At 56.7% G+C, this 17188-nt stretch carries 15 protein-coding genes and 1 pseudogene; 10 read left to right on the top strand and 6 right to left on the bottom strand.

Annotated elements, in window-relative coordinates:
- Positions 1-88: 88 nt before the first annotated feature.
- From DB51_RS10495 to DB51_RS09475, 3 genes and pseudogenes are all read right to left on the bottom strand, one after another.
- Positions 89-1213, bottom strand: a pseudogene (locus DB51_RS10495) (IS3 family transposase); the annotation flags it as partial.
- A 51-nt stretch (positions 1214-1264) separates the two neighbouring features.
- A complete protein-coding gene (locus DB51_RS09470) occupies positions 1265-2890 on the bottom strand; it encodes a YobI family P-loop NTPase (RefSeq protein WP_156958342.1) in 1626 nt (541 codons plus the stop codon).
- Positions 2891-3178: 288 nt separating this feature from the next.
- Complete coding sequence (locus DB51_RS09475) at positions 3179-4096, bottom strand: MmyB family transcriptional regulator (protein ID WP_034254653.1); 918 nt, start codon at positions 4094-4096, stop codon at positions 3179-3181.
- Positions 4097-4317: 221 nt separating this feature from the next.
- Here DB51_RS09475 and DB51_RS09480 point away from each other — a divergent pair, with 221 nt between their 5' ends.
- From DB51_RS09480 to DB51_RS09500, 5 genes are all read left to right on the top strand, one after another.
- The gene (locus DB51_RS09480) at positions 4318-5061 is read left to right on the top strand and encodes an SDR family oxidoreductase (protein WP_034254692.1); all 744 of its coding nucleotides are present in this window, start codon (positions 4318-4320) and stop codon (positions 5059-5061) included.
- 153 nt (positions 5062-5214) lie between these two features.
- Positions 5215-5862 (top strand): NAD(P)H-binding protein, encoded by a 648-nt coding sequence (locus tag DB51_RS09485; protein ID WP_202962013.1) that lies wholly within the window; start codon positions 5215-5217, stop codon positions 5860-5862.
- A gap of 49 nt (positions 5863-5911) precedes the next feature.
- Complete coding sequence (locus tag DB51_RS09490; protein ID WP_202962014.1) at positions 5912-6268, top strand: cyclophilin-like fold protein; 357 nt, start codon at positions 5912-5914, stop codon at positions 6266-6268.
- Between the two features lie 69 nt (positions 6269-6337).
- Positions 6338-6697, top strand: a complete 360-nt coding sequence (locus tag DB51_RS09495) for a cyclophilin-like fold protein (protein ID WP_156958343.1) — start codon at positions 6338-6340, stop codon at positions 6695-6697.
- Positions 6694-7956: an MFS transporter gene (locus tag DB51_RS09500; RefSeq protein ID WP_156958344.1), complete on the top strand. Its 1263-nt coding sequence runs from the start codon at positions 6694-6696 to the stop codon at positions 7954-7956. The genes DB51_RS09495 and DB51_RS09500 overlap by 4 nt, the downstream gene beginning before the upstream one ends.
- A 288-nt stretch (positions 7957-8244) precedes the next feature.
- On the opposite strand, the gene DB51_RS09505 is transcribed toward DB51_RS09500, so the two are convergent.
- Positions 8245-9228 carry an aldo/keto reductase gene (locus DB51_RS09505; RefSeq protein WP_034254657.1) on the bottom strand — a complete coding sequence of 328 codons (984 nt, stop codon included), beginning with the start codon at positions 9226-9228 and terminating at the stop codon, positions 8245-8247.
- Positions 9229-9783: 555 nt separating this feature from the next.
- Here DB51_RS09505 and DB51_RS10315 point away from each other — a divergent pair.
- Positions 9784-10155 carry a cyclophilin-like fold protein gene (locus DB51_RS10315; protein ID WP_202962015.1) on the top strand — a complete coding sequence of 124 codons (372 nt, stop codon included), beginning with the start codon at positions 9784-9786 and terminating at the stop codon, positions 10153-10155.
- Between the two features lie 100 nt (positions 10156-10255).
- A complete protein-coding gene (locus DB51_RS09515) occupies positions 10256-11470 on the top strand; it encodes a multidrug effflux MFS transporter (protein ID WP_034254661.1) in 1215 nt (404 codons plus the stop codon).
- A 77-nt stretch (positions 11471-11547) separates the two neighbouring features.
- Here the strand turns inward: DB51_RS09515 and DB51_RS09520 are convergent, their stop codons facing one another.
- Both DB51_RS09520 and DB51_RS09525 read right to left on the bottom strand, forming a co-directional pair.
- The gene (locus DB51_RS09520; protein ID WP_051867565.1) at positions 11548-12513 is read right to left on the bottom strand and encodes a helix-turn-helix domain-containing protein; all 966 of its coding nucleotides are present in this window, start codon (positions 12511-12513) and stop codon (positions 11548-11550) included.
- A gap of 55 nt (positions 12514-12568) precedes the next feature.
- A complete protein-coding gene (locus DB51_RS09525; RefSeq protein ID WP_034254662.1) occupies positions 12569-13588 on the bottom strand; it encodes a zinc-dependent alcohol dehydrogenase family protein in 1020 nt (339 codons plus the stop codon).
- 668 nt (positions 13589-14256) lie between these two features.
- Here DB51_RS09525 and DB51_RS09530 point away from each other — a divergent pair.
- From DB51_RS09530 to DB51_RS09545, 3 genes are all read left to right on the top strand, one after another.
- Positions 14257-14913 (top strand): SDR family NAD(P)-dependent oxidoreductase, encoded by a 657-nt coding sequence (locus DB51_RS09530; protein ID WP_034254665.1) that lies wholly within the window; start codon positions 14257-14259, stop codon positions 14911-14913.
- A 121-nt stretch (positions 14914-15034) separates the two neighbouring features.
- Positions 15035-16000 carry an alpha/beta hydrolase gene (locus DB51_RS09535; protein WP_034254667.1) on the top strand — a complete coding sequence of 322 codons (966 nt, stop codon included), beginning with the start codon at positions 15035-15037 and terminating at the stop codon, positions 15998-16000.
- Positions 16001-16080: 80 nt separating this feature from the next.
- Complete coding sequence (locus tag DB51_RS09545; protein ID WP_193786482.1) at positions 16081-17073, top strand: aldo/keto reductase; 993 nt, start codon at positions 16081-16083, stop codon at positions 17071-17073.
- Positions 17074-17188 lie beyond the last annotated feature (115 nt).

Raw genomic sequence — 17188 nt, forward strand, 5'->3', positions numbered from 1 at the left:
ATTGATATCGCCTGTTGTTGATGATACAGGGTTTCGACTTCGCATGGTGTCCGGTAGCCGAGGCTTCATGGAGACGTTGGTTGTTCCACCAGGAGACCCATGGGAACGTGGCCTGTTCCAACGCGTGCACGGACCCGAATGGCTTGGATCGGCGGATCAGTTCGTCCTTGTACGCGCCGTTGACGGTTTCGGCCAGCGCGTTGTCGTAGGAGTCGCCCACGCTGCCGGTGGATGCGAGGATGCCTGCTTGTGTCAGGTGCGTGCCGTACAGGGCACTGATGTATTGGGTGCCATGATCACTGTGGTGGATCAGGCCTGTGGTCCGCCCGTGCCGGGCTGTCCAGCTGATGGACCGGTCCAACGCGACCAGGGGCAGCGTCCTGGTGTGCTGGCTCGCGGCGACGGCCCAGCCCACGATCCTTCCGGCGTACGCGTCGGTGACGAACGCCACATACGCGAACGAGCCGGACGCGAGTCGTGACGATGGTGATGTCGGCCACGTGCAAGCGTCCAGGAGCCTCGGTGGTGAACTGCCTGTTCACCAGGTCCGGCCTGCCGCCCGTGCCTCTGGCGGGTCGCGTGGTGATCGGGTTCCGTCCCCGACGCACCCCCTGGATCGTGAGGGAGCGCATGACGTGCAGCACCTGGTCACGCCCGATCCCACGCCATCCCCGGCGGATCAGCCGACGATGGACTTTCCGATACCCGTACACCGCCATGAACCGGTGCGCGTGGATCACCATGATGTCACGGGCCGGCGTCTCGTGACGAGCACGCATCCTGCTGGCGGCACGGGCTTTGACCTGCCGGTATGCTCTGGCGGTGAGAAACCCGCCAGCCAGCGCAGCCCGCGGGACCGTGCGGATCGGCCCGACCCCGAACCGGTGGCGATGAGTGTCGATGTACTCGACCATCAACGTCGTGTCGGGTCGAGCCGTGAGGCGAAAAAAGCCGACGCGCTCGACAGGATCTCGTTCGCCCGACGCAGCTGCGCATTCTCCCGACGCAGCCGCCTGAGCTCGCCGGACTCCTCGGGACCCGCCGTGCCTGCCGTATCAGCCTTGGCCTGCCAGCGGCGCAATGATTCCGCCGCCACACCCAGATCCTTCGCCACGCCCTGCAACGCCTTCGTCTCCGACGCGTAATTCTCCCGGGACTCGGCCAACAGCCTGACGGCCCGGTCCCTGAACTCCTTGGCATATCTCGTACTCATAATTCCATCATTCCTTATCTGGGGGAAATCAGGAACAAAACCCAGTCCATATCAGGTTACTGTGAGAAAATCCTGTACACCAGATGCTGCTATTGATGCCCAGAAGGACTGTTTACCAAGATCGGCCGGGCTCAACGACTTGTTCAAGAATTTCATACTGTAGGATTTACCCGCAGCATTCAGTGATTTCATCGCTGTCTCCACGAATGTGCGTAATGCTGCACCATGTTTTTCGCTTCGTTTGCTGGTCAGGGTGAGGTCGGTTTGCTGCTGTACCAGTTCTCGATTCTCCTGTTGCAGGACGCTGATATTCCGGGAGACTAGTCGGCGGTAATCCACGTACAGGCCGTCCATATCGCTTTCCCCGGTCTTCATCAGCTCGAACTGGCGGATGCGCGTGTTCTTGTAAAGCATCATCGCAAAGATCTGATCGGCCTCGTATTTCACATCGACCCCGTCACCGGCGTTGAGGCGATCATGGAAGACGATGAATTCGTTGCAGACGTTCTTCAGCAAACGCATATCAGTCACATAGCGTCCTGCGACATCGGCAATCCACGGCGACACACGAGATTCGGACCTCTCCAAGAGTTTGAGAATCAGACTGCCGGCGGTCGTGTGCGAAATGAACGGCACGACCGGAATCACGATGTCGAAGAACTTGGTCCTATTCGCACGGATTGATTCGGCCTTTTCCGTCCCCTCTGCTTCTGGAATGTTCTTTGCTTCTGTACCCTCTTTCGCTCCAGACGGTTTGGCCTTGGGCAATGATGCTTCATCAAATACGCTGTCCTTGAGGGCATAGATGAAACGAATGGGTTTTCTCAGACGTTTCCTCGGACTATTCAGCAGTAAGTTCAGCGCCCTTAGCGTCTCGAAAATGTGGAAGTCATCGAACCGGTCCAGGTCCTCGAAAATCACTAGGGTGCGACGAGAACGCTCGAAGAAATAAACGATTTCATCAAGGTACTGGTCGAAGAAGGAAACAGACTCTTCATCAAGGGTCACAGTCGCGGGACCAGCGGATAATTGCCGCAGGTGAACCCTGCCACGTGACAGTTCGATGAGGACCAGTGCCGACACCACGCCCACCAAGAGCAAAACCATCATGTTCGCGACCGGATTCCAATCTATCTTGAAAGTTGACGATACCGCACTTCCTATTTTTCCAAACCAGCCGGTAATGAACATGATGCCAAGAAATACCACTCCGCAATATGCTGCAATAATCGCTTCACGCAATCGACTCGGTTTGCCAATACGTCTGAACCGGGACTGTGGCATGTCTTTCGGTTCAGCACTGTAGAGCAGTTGTTTCACGATTTCCTGTTGAATGAGGTTTGTCTTTGTGGTGGACTGCTTGGGAACTGAATCATCTATCTGGCTCTTATCCACGAGAGTGAGTGTTAGCAGCGATACTTGTACGACATCCCCCTCATGCTCATCTGCAAAACGGGATAATATGCTGCTCTTGCCCACCCCGTAGCCGCCGGACAAAGCGATGTTGTGGATGTTTGTGTTCTTCAAACAGTCATTCAGTGCCTCAACATACGGTGAGTGATGACTCTCCTGATACCTCGGAGTCAATGGGCGAAGTTCCCATTCCCCGATGAATTCATCGTCCTGCTCTATAGTGTCCACGTCGCCCCGCCGCTCTTCCATTTTCCCAACAGACATACAGCTTCAGCAATCATACGTGGCGGGACAGTACAACATCCTGCCCTCCAAATCCCTCCGAACCGTTCGCCGGGAGCACGCTCTCCAGCATCCACCCAGCGACTTTCAAACGGTCTCGCCTTGTCTTCATTGACGTGGTAAATAATGTGGTAAAAAGAGATAAGGAATCAATTCCCCCAGCAATAACAATGCCTTTCAAACATTAATTCCGACTCCGGCTAGCTCCACGGTTATGCAATGGTCACTCCAATCGGAGTGACCATTTGTCACTAAGCGATCTTTGTGGGGTTATACTGACGGTTTAGGTTCGTTGGTGCCTCGCTCGTGCTGTGACTCAAGCGTTTTGACAGACTCTTCCTGGGTTGATGCCCAGGTGTCCAGAATTGTCAGGCTGTCCGCACTGGCTGACCCTGGCGCTGCCGTATATGTCACTATGGAAATATCGGGATTACCTGGCAGCGCGAAATCATTGTACTCAAGATCAAGTCGTCCTATAAAGGGGTGATTAATCAGCTTTCGTCCACGTGAATGTCGCTGCACATTATGCTTGGCCCAACGTTTGGCAAAATCCTGGCTGCAAGCACTTAGCGAGCCGATGAGTTCGGTCAAAGCTCTGTCAGCCGGGTCATGCCCAGCTGCCGAGCGCAATGCGGCAACAATGAGATCGCGGGAGGCGTCGGTGTCTTCGTAGAATGATTCTGAACGCGGATCCAGAAACGCGTATCGAGCGAAATTCGGAACGTGGTTCGGACTGGATGCGATCAAATCGCTGTATAGCGCGCGCCCCATCCTGTTCGCGGCCAGCATATCAAGCCGCTCGTTCTGCACCACCGCCGGAACGCTCATCGAATCAAGAACCTGCTGGACTGAATCATTGATTGGGTTCGCTCGCTGGTGGTGTGGTGCACGAACCCGTCCGGTCGGTGTCACATTGCGCGCTAAATCCCGCAAATGGGCATACTCGTCATCGTTGAGTCGCAAAACCCCCGCAATTGCTTCCAACACGCTATCGGAAGCGCTTCCCAATTTCCCGCGCTCCAAGCGCGTGTAGTATTCGACACTGACCCCAGCCAGCATCGCGACCTCTTCACGGCGCAATCCCGGAACTCTGCGTCTGCCGCCGACATATGGCAGACCCGCCTGTTCGGGTGTGATCCTGGCACGCCTGTCCATAAGGAAGCTTCGAATTTCCTGTTCAATCTGCATCACTAAATTCTATGCCTTCATCTGGCGCATTGGGGGGTACCGTCAGTGACCGTTTGCACTCATCGCACACTCGCGTTCCCAATTATGCTTGGGCTTGTATCGGATACCGAATAGAAAATCGGGTCTCAAGCTTCGGTTGAATATGGGAAATGCGGCTGGGAATATCGGCATATACCAACAGACACAGATCCGGCTCAGTTCCGGAAGAAGGGAAAGACATCATGATTACGGATAAAGTCGTGGCTATCACCGGTGCATCAAGCGGCATCGGCGCCCAGACAGCATTGCTGCTCGCCCGCAAGGGTGCGAAAGTCATGCTTAGTGCGCGACGCGAAGACAGATTACAGGAACTTGTGGAATCAATCACGCGGAAGGGCGGACAGGCCGCGTACCAGATCGTCGATGTGACGAAACCCGAAGACAATCACCGACTGGTACAGACGACAATCGACGCTTTCGGCCGTCTTGACGTCATGTTCCTGAATGCAGGTCTGATGCCCACCGCACCATTGTCCGCGCTCAAAACGGACGAGTGGGATCGCACGATCGACGTCAACATCAAAGGTGTGCTCAACGGCATAGCAGCGGCTTTGCCGGTATTTACGGCACAGAAGTCGGGGCATTTCATCGCCACCAGCTCGGTCGCGGGGCTTAAAGCATATCCAGGGGGCGCCGTGTATGGTGCCACCAAGTGGGCCTTACGCGATCTCATGGAAGTGCTGCGCATGGAGTGCGCCCAGGAGAACAGCCACATCAGAACCGCGACAATATACCCAGCCGCAATCAGAACGGAGCTGCTCAATACGATCAGCGATGAACAATCTGCCGCGGCCATGAAACAGACTTACGACGCATACCAGATCGATGCGGATCGCGTCGCCAATGTCGTCGCATTCGCCATCGATCAGCCAGAGGACACCAACGTCAACGAATTCACGATAGGGCCCACCGACCAACCCTGGTGATGGGCCCTCAGCATAGCAGCAGTTTCCAGACCAAGAACACTTGACACGACGCCCAAGAACGTTCCTGTCTCTCCAGGCCTGACCCACATCAATCCATAGGACGAGCAGCACTGCTCCCATCCCCAATGTAAACATCAAAGGAAAGCACTTAACATGCCCATGAAAGTACTGATTCTCGGCGCGAATGGCGCCACCGCACGTCTGGTCACCGAACGATTACTGAACGAGACCGATAACGACCTGGTCCTGTTCCTGCGTCATGCCGACCGATTGAGCCAATACGCTCATCAGGAACGCATAACTCTCGTCGAAGGCGACGCCCAGAACATCTCGACGTTGAAGACCGCCATGAAAGATGTCGATATCGTGTATTCAAATCTCGGCGGGACCGATCTGGCAGATTCGACCCGGGCCGTGCTCACGGCGATGAAGGCGACCAGTCGGACCAGGCTCCTATTCTACAGCGCTCTTGGCGCACTGCATGAGGTGCCCGGAGCCTTCGGAGAATGGAACGAGCAAGCGATCAAGGACTATCTACCTGGATTCCGCGAATCAGACTCACTCATCAGTCACACCCCGGAGATCACCACCACGCAGTTCCGCCCGGCGTGGCTCACTGACAACGATGAGGTCAACTATGAGACCACCGCTCGTAATGAACCCTTTAAAGGCACTGAGGTCTCACGTAAAAGCGTTGCAGATTTCGTTGTCAGACTGATCAAGAATCCAACACTCTACGCTAATGACAGCATCGGCCTTGACAAGCCGGGAACCGATGGTGACAAACCTGCGTGGTTATAGACCCTATCGCAAGACGAATGACAAGAAGCAAGGAAAGGGAGCTTGAATTGTGGCACGGCACATCACGATAACCGTCAACGGCACGGAATATACCGCCGATCTCGTTGAGACGAAGGCCACGGAGGATCTGCTCGCCATGCTACCGATGACTCTGACCTTGCGTAGGTTCGGGCTCAATGAGCAGATCGCCGAATTGCCGGGGAAACTTGATACCAGTGATTCCCCAGCTGGGACCGCCGCTGAAGTTGGCGATATCGACTTGTATGCCCCTTGGGGAAATTTCGCCATGTTCTATCGTGCCATTCCCTATAGCGAAGGCCTGGTGAAACTCGGACACATCAGGGGTGATTCGAGCGCTTGGAAGCGCTACGGCGAAGGCACACACGCGACCTTCGCAGCTCGGTGACCATACTCCGGATAAGAGAATCAGCGTGACCACCTTTTTGTGAATCTATTCAAGAAAGACGAACATCTCATGACAGACAGACCGATTCGACTGAAATTCAACGGACGCACGGTTCCTGCCGTCCTCTATGACAATCCAGCGGCCAATTCCCTGTACACGCAACTTCCTGCGACCTTGCTCTTCAGTGATTACGGACGCCAGGAGGTCAACGCCAGGATTCCGCGCAAACTCACCATGAAGGGCATGCCGGAAGGTTGCGATCCCGAAATCGGAGATATCGGATACAACGTGGCCGGTGTCGTCGTTCTGCATTATTCGAAGATTGGGTATTTCAAGGGAACAGCGGTATTGGGTCATATAGATGCCGATGTATCCATATTCCAAGGATGGGACAAGCCTGTTGAAGTCAGCATAGACCCGGTCGCGTGAATACGGCACACATGTCACCATACGCAAAGAGTGAGTTGCGTGAACCGGATCCGCAGCGGGGCGAACATAGCAGGTCTTGCGCTCAGCGACAGGGAAAGTCCTTTCGTGGATACATTGCCGCGTCGCTTTCTCTTATTGCGGTTTTTGCCGCCTCAGGCGCTCCTTATCCACTGTATGAGCGGTACAGGATTGAGGAGGGGCTGTCGACCGGCGATTTATCATGGGCCACCGTCAGCTATCTCTTCGCCGTGTTGGCGACATTGCTGGTTTTCGGACAGATATCAGACTATCTGGGACGTAAACCGGTTACGCTGGCGGCACTGGTACTCGCTGCATTGGGATCAGCGGTCTTGCTGCACCTGAATGGCATGATGGTACTTATCCTGGGAAGAGTACTCCAAGGAGCGGCATGTGGACTAGCTGCATCCGCGACACAGGCCTATGTCTTGGACACCGCTCCTCGACACCCGACGTGGCTGGGAGCCGCCACCGCGACTAATGTTTCTCAGATTGGCATCGTGCTGGGCACTCTGGGAGGCGGGTTCCTGGCCTGGTCGTCTCCGTCTCCTGAGCAGGCCCCGATGCTGGCCTCTATTATGCTGACGGTCTTGGCATTGCTGTTAGTGATTGCAGCGGATCATGACCCAGTCGGCAGACGGTCCGGCGCTATGACCTCGCTGCGACCGGTTGTGGCCATACCTCAAGCCGCACGGCCGCTGATTGTGGCTTCAGCAGGTGTATTCATTTCCACATGGGCCTTGACCGGTTTTTACCAATCATTCGCACCGACGATATCAGCTACTTATCTGGGTACCAGGAACCCTGTCATGGCTGCCTTGGTTATAGCATCGGTTGTAGGGCCACAACCGTTCGGCGCTGCGGTCAGCGGTCGTATACCCGTCCGCAAGGCACAGGTATACGGAAGCGTCACCTTCGCGTTCGCCGTATCGGCTATTGCATTTGGTCTGTATCGGCATTCCGCGCCGCTTGTCATTGGCAGCGGACTGATAGCAGGGCTCTCCCAAGGGGTCGGATATACCGCTTCAGTACGCATGCTGCTCGATAAGGTTACGGGCGACCAGCATGCTGGACTGATGTCGGCAATTTCCATGATTTCATATATCGGATCGGCGGTCCCCAGTTTTATCGCCGGTCAGCTCAGTCTTGTGATGTCCTTGCAAACCATAGCAACCGGGTATGTTGGCCTGGCTGCCGCAGGAGCACTACTGATCATAGGCATACGTCATCGAACTACGTAGTCCTGCGGTCAGATGACGTGAGTCCGGCAATGGTTCTTCGGCAATCAGCATCGATTGCCGTAATACTGCGTGCCGGGATTGATTACCTGTGAGCATATGCTGTGAGCGACACAGGTCGTCGGGAGCCCACGCGAAATCGTTCAGTCTCCACTCCGGTATCTCGCCTCAGTTGTACGGAATATGGCTGCACGACATGGTCCCCTGGTTCGGGTGTGCACGTCCCGAGCCGAGTGAAGCACACCCCAAGCTGCAGGGAAAGGGTGCGCTCCCCTTCCCTGCCTGGTTCACTCACCACGCATATGATTGCGGTGCTTGGCCCGGTCCGGGCCAGATCGAGTCGAGTTTGGCGAGCGAGTCCGCATCAAGAGTGATCTCCATAGCCTGTACCGAGCTTTCGATCTGTTCCACGGTACGGGCTCCAGCGATGACGGTGGAGACTACCGGCTGTGCGAGCAACCAGGCATACGCCACTGCCGCAGGCGTGTGCCCTAGCTGGCTGCACAGTTCTTCGAAGGAAGAGATTTGGGCAGCATGACGCTCACGATCACCTAGAGTTCTCTGCGTATTACGTCTCAGGCCTTTTGAGCCTGCCGCCGGCCCAGCCAACAATCCCGACATCAGTGGGCTCCAGGGGATCAGCCCCATACCGAAATGCTGCAGCGCGGGGATCAACTCCTGCTCGATTGCACGATTCGCGAGATTGTAGAGACTTTGTTCCGACACCAAACCCAGCAGATTGCGCTTGTCGGCTGCCGCCTGCGCCACCGCCACATCCCACCCCGCGAAGTTGCTTGAACCGACATACGTAATCTTGCCTTCTGCGATCAATTGGGTCATCGCCTGCCAGATCTCCTCAAACGGAGTAGAGCGGTCGATATGATGCATCTGATATACATCGATATGGTCGGTCTGCAAGCGCTTCAGACTTGCCTCGCAGGCACGCTTGATGTGATACGCCGATAGATGGCGGTCGTTGGGGCCATAGCCCATAGGCTGGTAGACCTTGGTCGCCAGCACAATGTCATCACGGTGTCCGGACTTCTTGAGCCACCGTCCCACGATTTCCTCGGATATTCCGTACCCCTTCTCCATATCCGGGCGCTGTGGTCCGCCATACACGTCAGCGGAATCAAAGAAGTTGACTCCTAATTCCACAGCTCTATCCATGACTCTGTCAGCTTCATCTTCAGCCGTTGCGTCACCGAAATTCATTGTGCCTAGTCCGATACCGCTCACCAGCAGTCCCGAACGCCCCAAATGACGATATTGCATATTATGAGATCCTTTCGTATCCACCACTCGCCTCGACATCACACCACGACGGGTGAAAACAGCTTCCCTGTGCTCAAATAACGGGAAAGAACCAAAACAGCACTACCCCGTTCCCTGTGACACTAATTTCATAATATGCAGGCGGAACAAAGCCAAACAGGCACTGACAGGGACCGTTTCTCAGCCATATGGAATCAATCAATGCCCTAATCTGGTGAGGCGGCATTGTCGCGTAAAGCAGCTCTGGATGCCCCGGATCAGCCAGCAGCAAGACATCATCCGTCAAGCGCTGCGAACCGCAGCGCACACGAATCAGTCGAATCCGTCACTTGAACCTGAACACATGCGAGGAAGAACATGAGAATGTCACACCTGAAAGCACGCGCATTTGCCGGGGTCGTGATATCCGCGGTTCTGTGTCTCACTGGGTGCACGTCAACTAGGGACGCGGAACCGTCAGGAGCTTCTCAATCTCATCCTGGTTCCTCGACTCTGCCGACGGGACCCTCTTCACCTGTCTCTGTTCCTACGAATAGTTCAACAGAGGATCCCGGTGTGGATGTTGCCGGAACCGTCGTCCGGTTCGCTGCCCGCGACGTGTCTGTCAACGTGACCATAGTGGACGATAACGCCACAACCCGTGATTTTCTTTCGATGCTACCGATGACACTGTCCTTCGAGGATTACAACGGCATGGAGAAAATCACCTACCCGCCGCGTGGCTTTACCACGACAGGGAACACAGGCATGAAGCCCGAGGTGGGCGACCTGTTCTCGTTCATCCCGTGGAGCAATCTCGGTTTCTTCTATGAAACGGGATCGCTGGGATTTAGCGACAAGCTCGTTCGCATCGGAAAGACCGACGATATCGAAGGAATCATGAAGCTCGATGGACAGCAGGTCACGATATCAGCCGTCGGCAAGTGAGCACGTCACCAGGACTCAATGCAAACACAACCCCCATTACATGGGGTATCGGATATCTCAAGCATGGCACACCACCATGTTGGCTATAGAAAGCAGAACAATGCAGCACTCGCTCAAATCCAAGAAGACGGCAGGGGTGGCGTTCTCGACGCTACTCATGTTGCTGACGATCTTCGGCCCTGTCTCCATGGACCTATATCTGCCAGTGCTCCCCGCCCTGACCGAGGACATGCATACAACCACATCGTCGGCCCAGTTCACACTCACCGCATGCCTGATCGGACTAGCGCTGGGGCAGATAATCACCGGACCGCTCTCCGATCGCTACGGCCGACGCATGCCGGTCCTCATCGGCGTCGTCGCCTATAGCGCAGCTTCGCTGCTATGCGCTTTCAGCCCGAACATCATAACCCTGGTGATCGCGCGGCTCGTGCAAGGCCTTGCGGGCGCGGCCGGCATCGTCATCGCACAGGCCGCGGGACGCGATGTCTATGAGGGTGGGGCGCTGATCCGTTACTATGGTCGGCTCACCGTATTGGGAGGCCTAGCCGCTGTGGTGGGTCCGGTTATCGGAGGGCAGCTCGCACGAATCACCGACTGGCACGGCATCTTCATCTTCCTGTCGATCGTAGGTGTAGTCATGCTGGCCGCCACGCTACTCATCTTCGGGGAAACCCTGCCAGCAGGACGCCGCACTGACGGGGGTATGGCGCAGATCAGCAAGGATTTCCGCACGCTGTTGTCGAATAGGCTGTTCACCGGCTCAGTGCTAATCGCAGGACTTACATACGCCGCACTGTTTGCCTATCTTTCTGGGGCCACATACATTCTGCAAGAGACCTTTGGGCTTTCTCCACAGGCATATTCCATAGCATTCGGTACAAACTCTGCCGGATTCATGGTGTTCGGATATCTGGGAGGCGTAGCGGCTGAACACTGGTCGGAACAAGGCAGTCTTACCGTCGGCATCGCGATGACCGCTATCGGTTCGCTGGGGTTGCTGTTCACCGGTCTCTTCTCGCTACCACTTCCCGTTGTGATCGCCTCCCTGTTCACTCTTGCCTCCGGAGTCGCCTTCGCGGCGCCTGCGACGACCTCGCTGTCGATGGCCGACTACCCCGATCTAGCGGGAACGGCATCTTCTATCCTCGGCTGTGCACGCTTCGGCTTCGGTGGCTTCGCCGCACCATTGGTCGGACTCGGCGGATCTCAGGCGGTCTTACCGCTTGGCATCGTCACCGTTGGCGCCACGGCACTCGCGTTCCTCGCACAGATTATGCTCGTGCAGCGTGCGGGTCGCGAATGGTCCTTATAAGAGTCATTGGTCCAGGAGGAGCCTGCAGGCTCCTCCGTACATGAGCTTGATCTCAGCGACAAACCTCAGTGTCGACATCACACCGGCGGCTGATCGATGCTTTCGTGCACTACGGTGAATGAGCTTTCGTGCTGCTGGTAGCGGCTTGCGGCCCATGAGCCCAGGATCTGCATGCGCTGTGCAGAGCGTGAACCGGGCTGAGGCGTATAGATCGTCACGGTCAAGCTGGGATTGGATTCCATGGTCATACCCTCGTAGGCCAGGCACATCTCCCCGACTGTGGCGTGGTTGAAGCTTTTGCATCCCGAGCCGTGATGACGCACGTTGCCAGCCGCCCATCGTGTGCGGAATTGTTCGCTGCGAACGCTTAGCTCTCCGATCAGGTCGTGCAATCCGGTGTCGTGAGGATTGCGTCCGGCCTCGGAGCGCAGCATTGCCACGGTATCGTCGGCGATCCGGTTCCAGTTCGGGTAGAAGTCATACGCACGGTCATCCAAGAACGTGTGCCGGGCCAGGTTTGCACCTTTCCCTGGCACAGTGAACACCTCGTCGTAGAGCGCCCTGGCCAGCAGGTTCGTGGCCAGCAGATCCATGCGCCCATTGCGGACGAATGCCGGCCCCGCGGTGACCGAGTCCAGGACCCATTGCAGACCTCGTGTCGGGGCCCATGCCTTCTGCATCTTGCCGTGTCGAACGAGGGCGTGCGCTGTGCCTGCGTTGGATAGATCGAACAGGTATTCTCGTTCGGCGTCGTCAAGCATGAGAGCTCGTGCGAGAGCGTCGAGCACCTGCGCGGAGGCACCTGACAGTGCACCGCGTTCAAGCTTGGTATAGTACTCGACGCTGATGCCGGCCAGCTCGGCCACTTCGATGCGACGGAGTCCCTTGACCCTCCGGTTTCTGCCTTTCGGCAGACCAACTTGCTCGGGAGTCACACGCGCACGTCGAGAAACGAGGAAGGCCCGAGCTTCGTTGCGGTTATTGCCTGTAACGTCCGACCCATGTGCCGGCAGGCCCGAGGTCTGAGCCGCATTGAGTGTCATGCGCTCAGTCGTTGCGTTTTCTTCTGCCAAGGCAATGCTCGCTTTCCTGTGGCATTCACAGCGTCAGTAGGACTTTGGTGGCACGACGCTCGTCCATGGCCTTGTAGGCTTCGTCTGCCTTGTCAAGTGGCAGGGTCAGGTCAAACACCTTGCCGGGGTTGATGCTACGATTGCCGATCAGCTCGATGAACTGCGGCAGGAAGCGGCGCACTGGAGCTCCTCCGCCTGCCAGGTGGATGCCCGCGTTGAACAGGTCCATGCCGTTGATGTTCTGGTCGTGTGAGACACCCACGAAGCCGACATGTCCACCGGGTCGCGTGGAGTTGATGGCCTGCATCATCGACTGCTGGGTTCCGACCGCCTCGATGACGCCATGGGCTCCGTATCCGTTCGTCATGTCCTTGATGGCGGCCACGCCTTCGTCTCCGCGAAGTTCAACGATATCAGTGGCGCCGAAGTCGCGGGCGAGCGCCTGCCGGTCGCTATGACGGCTCATCGCGATAATGCGTTCGGCGCCCAACTGCTTGGCTCCAAGCACTCCGCACAGGCCCACGGCCCCGTCTCCGACCACGGCCACGGTCTTACCCGGTGCCGCCTGGGCTGATACTGCGGCGAACCATCCGGTACCGAGCACGTCGGAGGCGGCCAGCAGTGAGGGAATCAGTTCGGGATCGGGCATGCCCGGGGTTGCGACGAGTGTACCGTCGGCCAGTGGGATACGCGCATATTCGGCTTGTGTGCCGATGGTGCCCATCAGGGTGCGATGCGGACAGTAGGATTGATAGCCGGCCCGGCATATCTCGCATGTGTTGTCCGAGGTCCAGAACGATCCGACGACGAAATCGCCGATCTTGATGGTCTTCACCTCACTGCCGACATCCTCGACCACGCCTACATACTCATGCCCCATGACCTGGTGACTGACAGGTTCCAAGCCGCGATACGGCCATAGGTCGGAGCCGCACACGCAGGCCGCGGCAACGCGGATGATCGCATCCGTTGGCTCCTTGAGGACCGGATCGGGGCGCTCTTCGACACGCACATCCCCCGGGGCTTCCATAATCACACCACGCATAATGCCTATCTCCTTGCCGCACTCGCTTTCAACGCTCGAATCGCTTTCTTCGATGCCGTCGTGCAGGGACTTCGAATCTCCTCAATACAGCGTAAGCATGATTTCGAACCCTGAGGGAGCTACTGTCAGGGCCAGTATCGTAAATCGAAAAAACGACAAGCAATACGCTTTATGTTCAGCACGAATCAGTTTGGCTGTACTGATTCGTGTGATCACCTGAGACAGCTGCGATGCGATAACCGGAGAATTGCAACCACAACAGGATTGATTCCCAATGGGAAGACGGAAAGGCAGCCATGCGCCCCTGGAGATAGGGGTATTGGAAGAGACTCCTTCAACAGAGCGAATCTGCCTATCGTTGTGTAGGTAATACCGTGAAGCGGTAACGGAATGCCGTCGCAAAAGGAACAAGCCCATGGATGGAAAGCGCATCTCACAAGCTCAGGATCAACTGCGGCGTGCACTGATGAGAGACTCTACCGAGCGTCTAGTCCCCGCACACGGTACAGCGATTGCATTCCATGGATGGGACGGCTTACAAAGGACGGTTACCGAACACTACCGGTCGATTCTTAACGCATCTCGTCAGTTAAGACCCGATGCAATACCGTCATCATCGCCGCCCATCTTGTTCAACACGATTGTTCAATGAGTACAGGAGTATATGTATGTCTACATTTGTCATTATCGGAGCGGGATCCGGCTTGGGCATTGCCGCGGCACGACGCTTCGGTCGCGAGGGCTTCGATGTCGCGCTCATCTCCCGGGTACAGGATCATGTCTCTCAGCTCGCTTCGGAACTGACCAAGGAAGGCATCACCGCAGGGGGCTTCGCTGCCGATGTGCTGGATCGGGAGTCCCTCGGTGCGGCTTTGGACGAGGTTGCACGCGAACTAGGTCCCATCGAGGTGTTGCAGTACAGTCCGGTTCCCCAGCGGGAGTTCCTGCGCCCGGTTCTGGAGACAGACGTCGCCGACCTCGGTGCCGCCATGGAGTTCTCGACACTGGGACTTGCCACTGTCATACCCCATGTGCTGCCGGGAATGAGGCGGTTGGGCCATGGGACAATTCTCTTGGTCAATGGTTCCAGTGCCGCACGGCCTAACGGCACAGTCGCTGGAACCTCGGTCGCCTTCGCTGCGGAATCGGCCTACGGACGCATGCTCCACGAAGCCTTAGCCGTCGAGAACATCCATGTCGGCCAGATGATCGTTCCCGGTGCCATCGGCGGAGGTGATCCTCTCTACGATCCCGCTGCTTTGGCAGACAGACTGTGGACAGCGCACGCTTCGCAGGGCGACTTCCGGACCACGGTAGGAGCATAAGACCAACCAGAGCCGTCGATCACGCAAAGGCAACGCAAACAGCCGGGTGGTCGTTAATCACAGCACCAGCATTCAATTTGGGAACAACAGATACGAACAATACCGATAAGGACCAACACTCATGACATTGCATGAAGGCGGATATCGCTTCGACCTCGAACCAGAGGTCAGCAGGACCTCTGTACGCTACACGAACCGCTATGGCATCGCCATCGCCGGGGATCTATACTGTCGCAAAGACCTCGACGAATCGCAGAAGCATGCTGCAATAGTAATCGGCCCCCCGCATAGCGCAGTCAAAGAGCAGGCTCCTGGCGTGTACGCGAACCAGCTGGCCCAACGTGGCTTCGTGGCGCTGGCCTTCGACCCGTCATTCAACGGAGAAAGCGGCGGAGAACCTCGCCATGTCAGCTCACCAGAGATCTTCGCGGAGGACTTCAGCGCTGGAGTCGATTACTTGGGAACCCTACCCTATGTCAGCAGGAAACGGATAGGTGCGCTCGGCATCTGCGGGAGCGGCGGTTTCGCTTTGAGCGCCGCGCAGGTCGATGCCCGCATCAAGGCCGTCGTCACCTCGGCCATGTATGACATCAGCGGCGTGAACCGTGAAGGCTGGAAACATTCTGCTACCGACGCGGATCGCAAGCGCATGCTGGAATCGCTGTCCGAACAGCGTTGGACTGATGTGGACGCGGGCGCTCCTGAAGTCGTGCGAGCATTCCCGCCGGAGCCGACCGACACGATTCCCGAGGGATTGGACGCGATTACGGCCGAATTCTTCGAATATTACGGTACAGAACGCGGGCACCACCCGCACGCCATCGGTGGTTTCACCACGACGAGCGGATTGGCGCACATCAACTTCGGACCACTGCGCTGGGTAAACGACATCGCACCACGACCCATTCTGCTGATTACCGGCAGCAAGGCACATTCGCGTTACTTCAGCGAAGACGTGTATAAACAGGCGAAAGAACCCAGAGAGCTGATCGTGGTCCCCGGCGCGCGACATATCGATCTGTATGATCGCGTCGACCTGATCCCCTTCGATGAGATCGCCGCCTTCTACGGGAAGAACTTGACCTGAACGCCTTTTGCTCCCGTCAATTCCACGCATCGCACACGCCCAATAGTCATCACTCGTCAACGATTCAAGAAGGGTCCGTCATGGAAAACGCGAGAGCAATGCATCTTATCGCGTGCACGCTGGCGATCGCATTCCTTGCCGCCGGTTGTTCGCCGTCGTCGCCGGAATCCTCAGCTGACATCTCGCCGGGAGGCTCATCCTCTCCAACTATTTCGGACAAGACGTCATCCAGGTCGAGCAGATCATCGCAGGCAGCCGGGAGATTCAATATGGAGCATCGAAACGTCCGTCTCAACAGCGGATATGACATGCCTAGCATAGACATGGGAACCTACGCGCTCTCCGACAAGGAATGCTACGATTCCGTCAGCGCATTTCTCAAAACAGGGGGGCGTCTCATCGACACCGCCTACATGTATGGCAACGAAGCAAGCGTCGGCAGAGCCATACGCAATTCCGGCGTGCCACGCAACGAGATCTTCGTCATCACCAAAATCTACCCTTCGCAGTTCCGGAACGCGAAAGCGGCCATCGATGAAGCGATCGGCAAACTCGATATCGATTATATCGATATGATGCTGCTGCATCACCCCGGTAGTGGCGACGTGGATGCCTACCAAGTCATGGAGCAGGCCGTGCAAGACGGGAAGATACGTTCGCTTGGACTGTCCAACTGGTATGTCAAAGAACTCACGGAGTTCCTTCCGCAGGTCGACATCACTCCGGCACTCGTGCAGAACGAGATACACCCCTATTATCAGGAGAACGACGTCATCCCGTTCATCAAGGAGCATGGCATCGCCGTTCAGGGCTGGTACCCCTTCGGTGGACGCGGGCATACGGCTGAGCTGCTGGGAGATTCCACACTTGTCGCCATCGCCAAATCGCACGGGGTCACGCCTGCACAGGTGGTGCTGCGCTGGAATCTGCAGAAGGGCGTCGTGGCCATCCCCGGATCCAGCAATCCCGAACACATTCGTGAGAACCAGGATATCTTCGGATTCTCACTGACAGATAAGGAAATGAGTCGGATCAGACAGCTCGACCGGGACGAAAAACATGATTGGTACTAGATTTGATTCGAGGTGGTCTTGAATGGGCGAGATGGGGTCGACACAACATACGTCGACTCCATCTCGCCTTTCCGACGAACCACGTCCCGGAATTCATCGTTCTCATCAAAACCAT

Source organism: Bifidobacterium crudilactis (assembly GCF_000738005.1).
In the GTDB taxonomy this organism is placed as follows: domain Bacteria; phylum Actinomycetota; class Actinomycetes; order Actinomycetales; family Bifidobacteriaceae; genus Bombiscardovia; species Bombiscardovia crudilactis.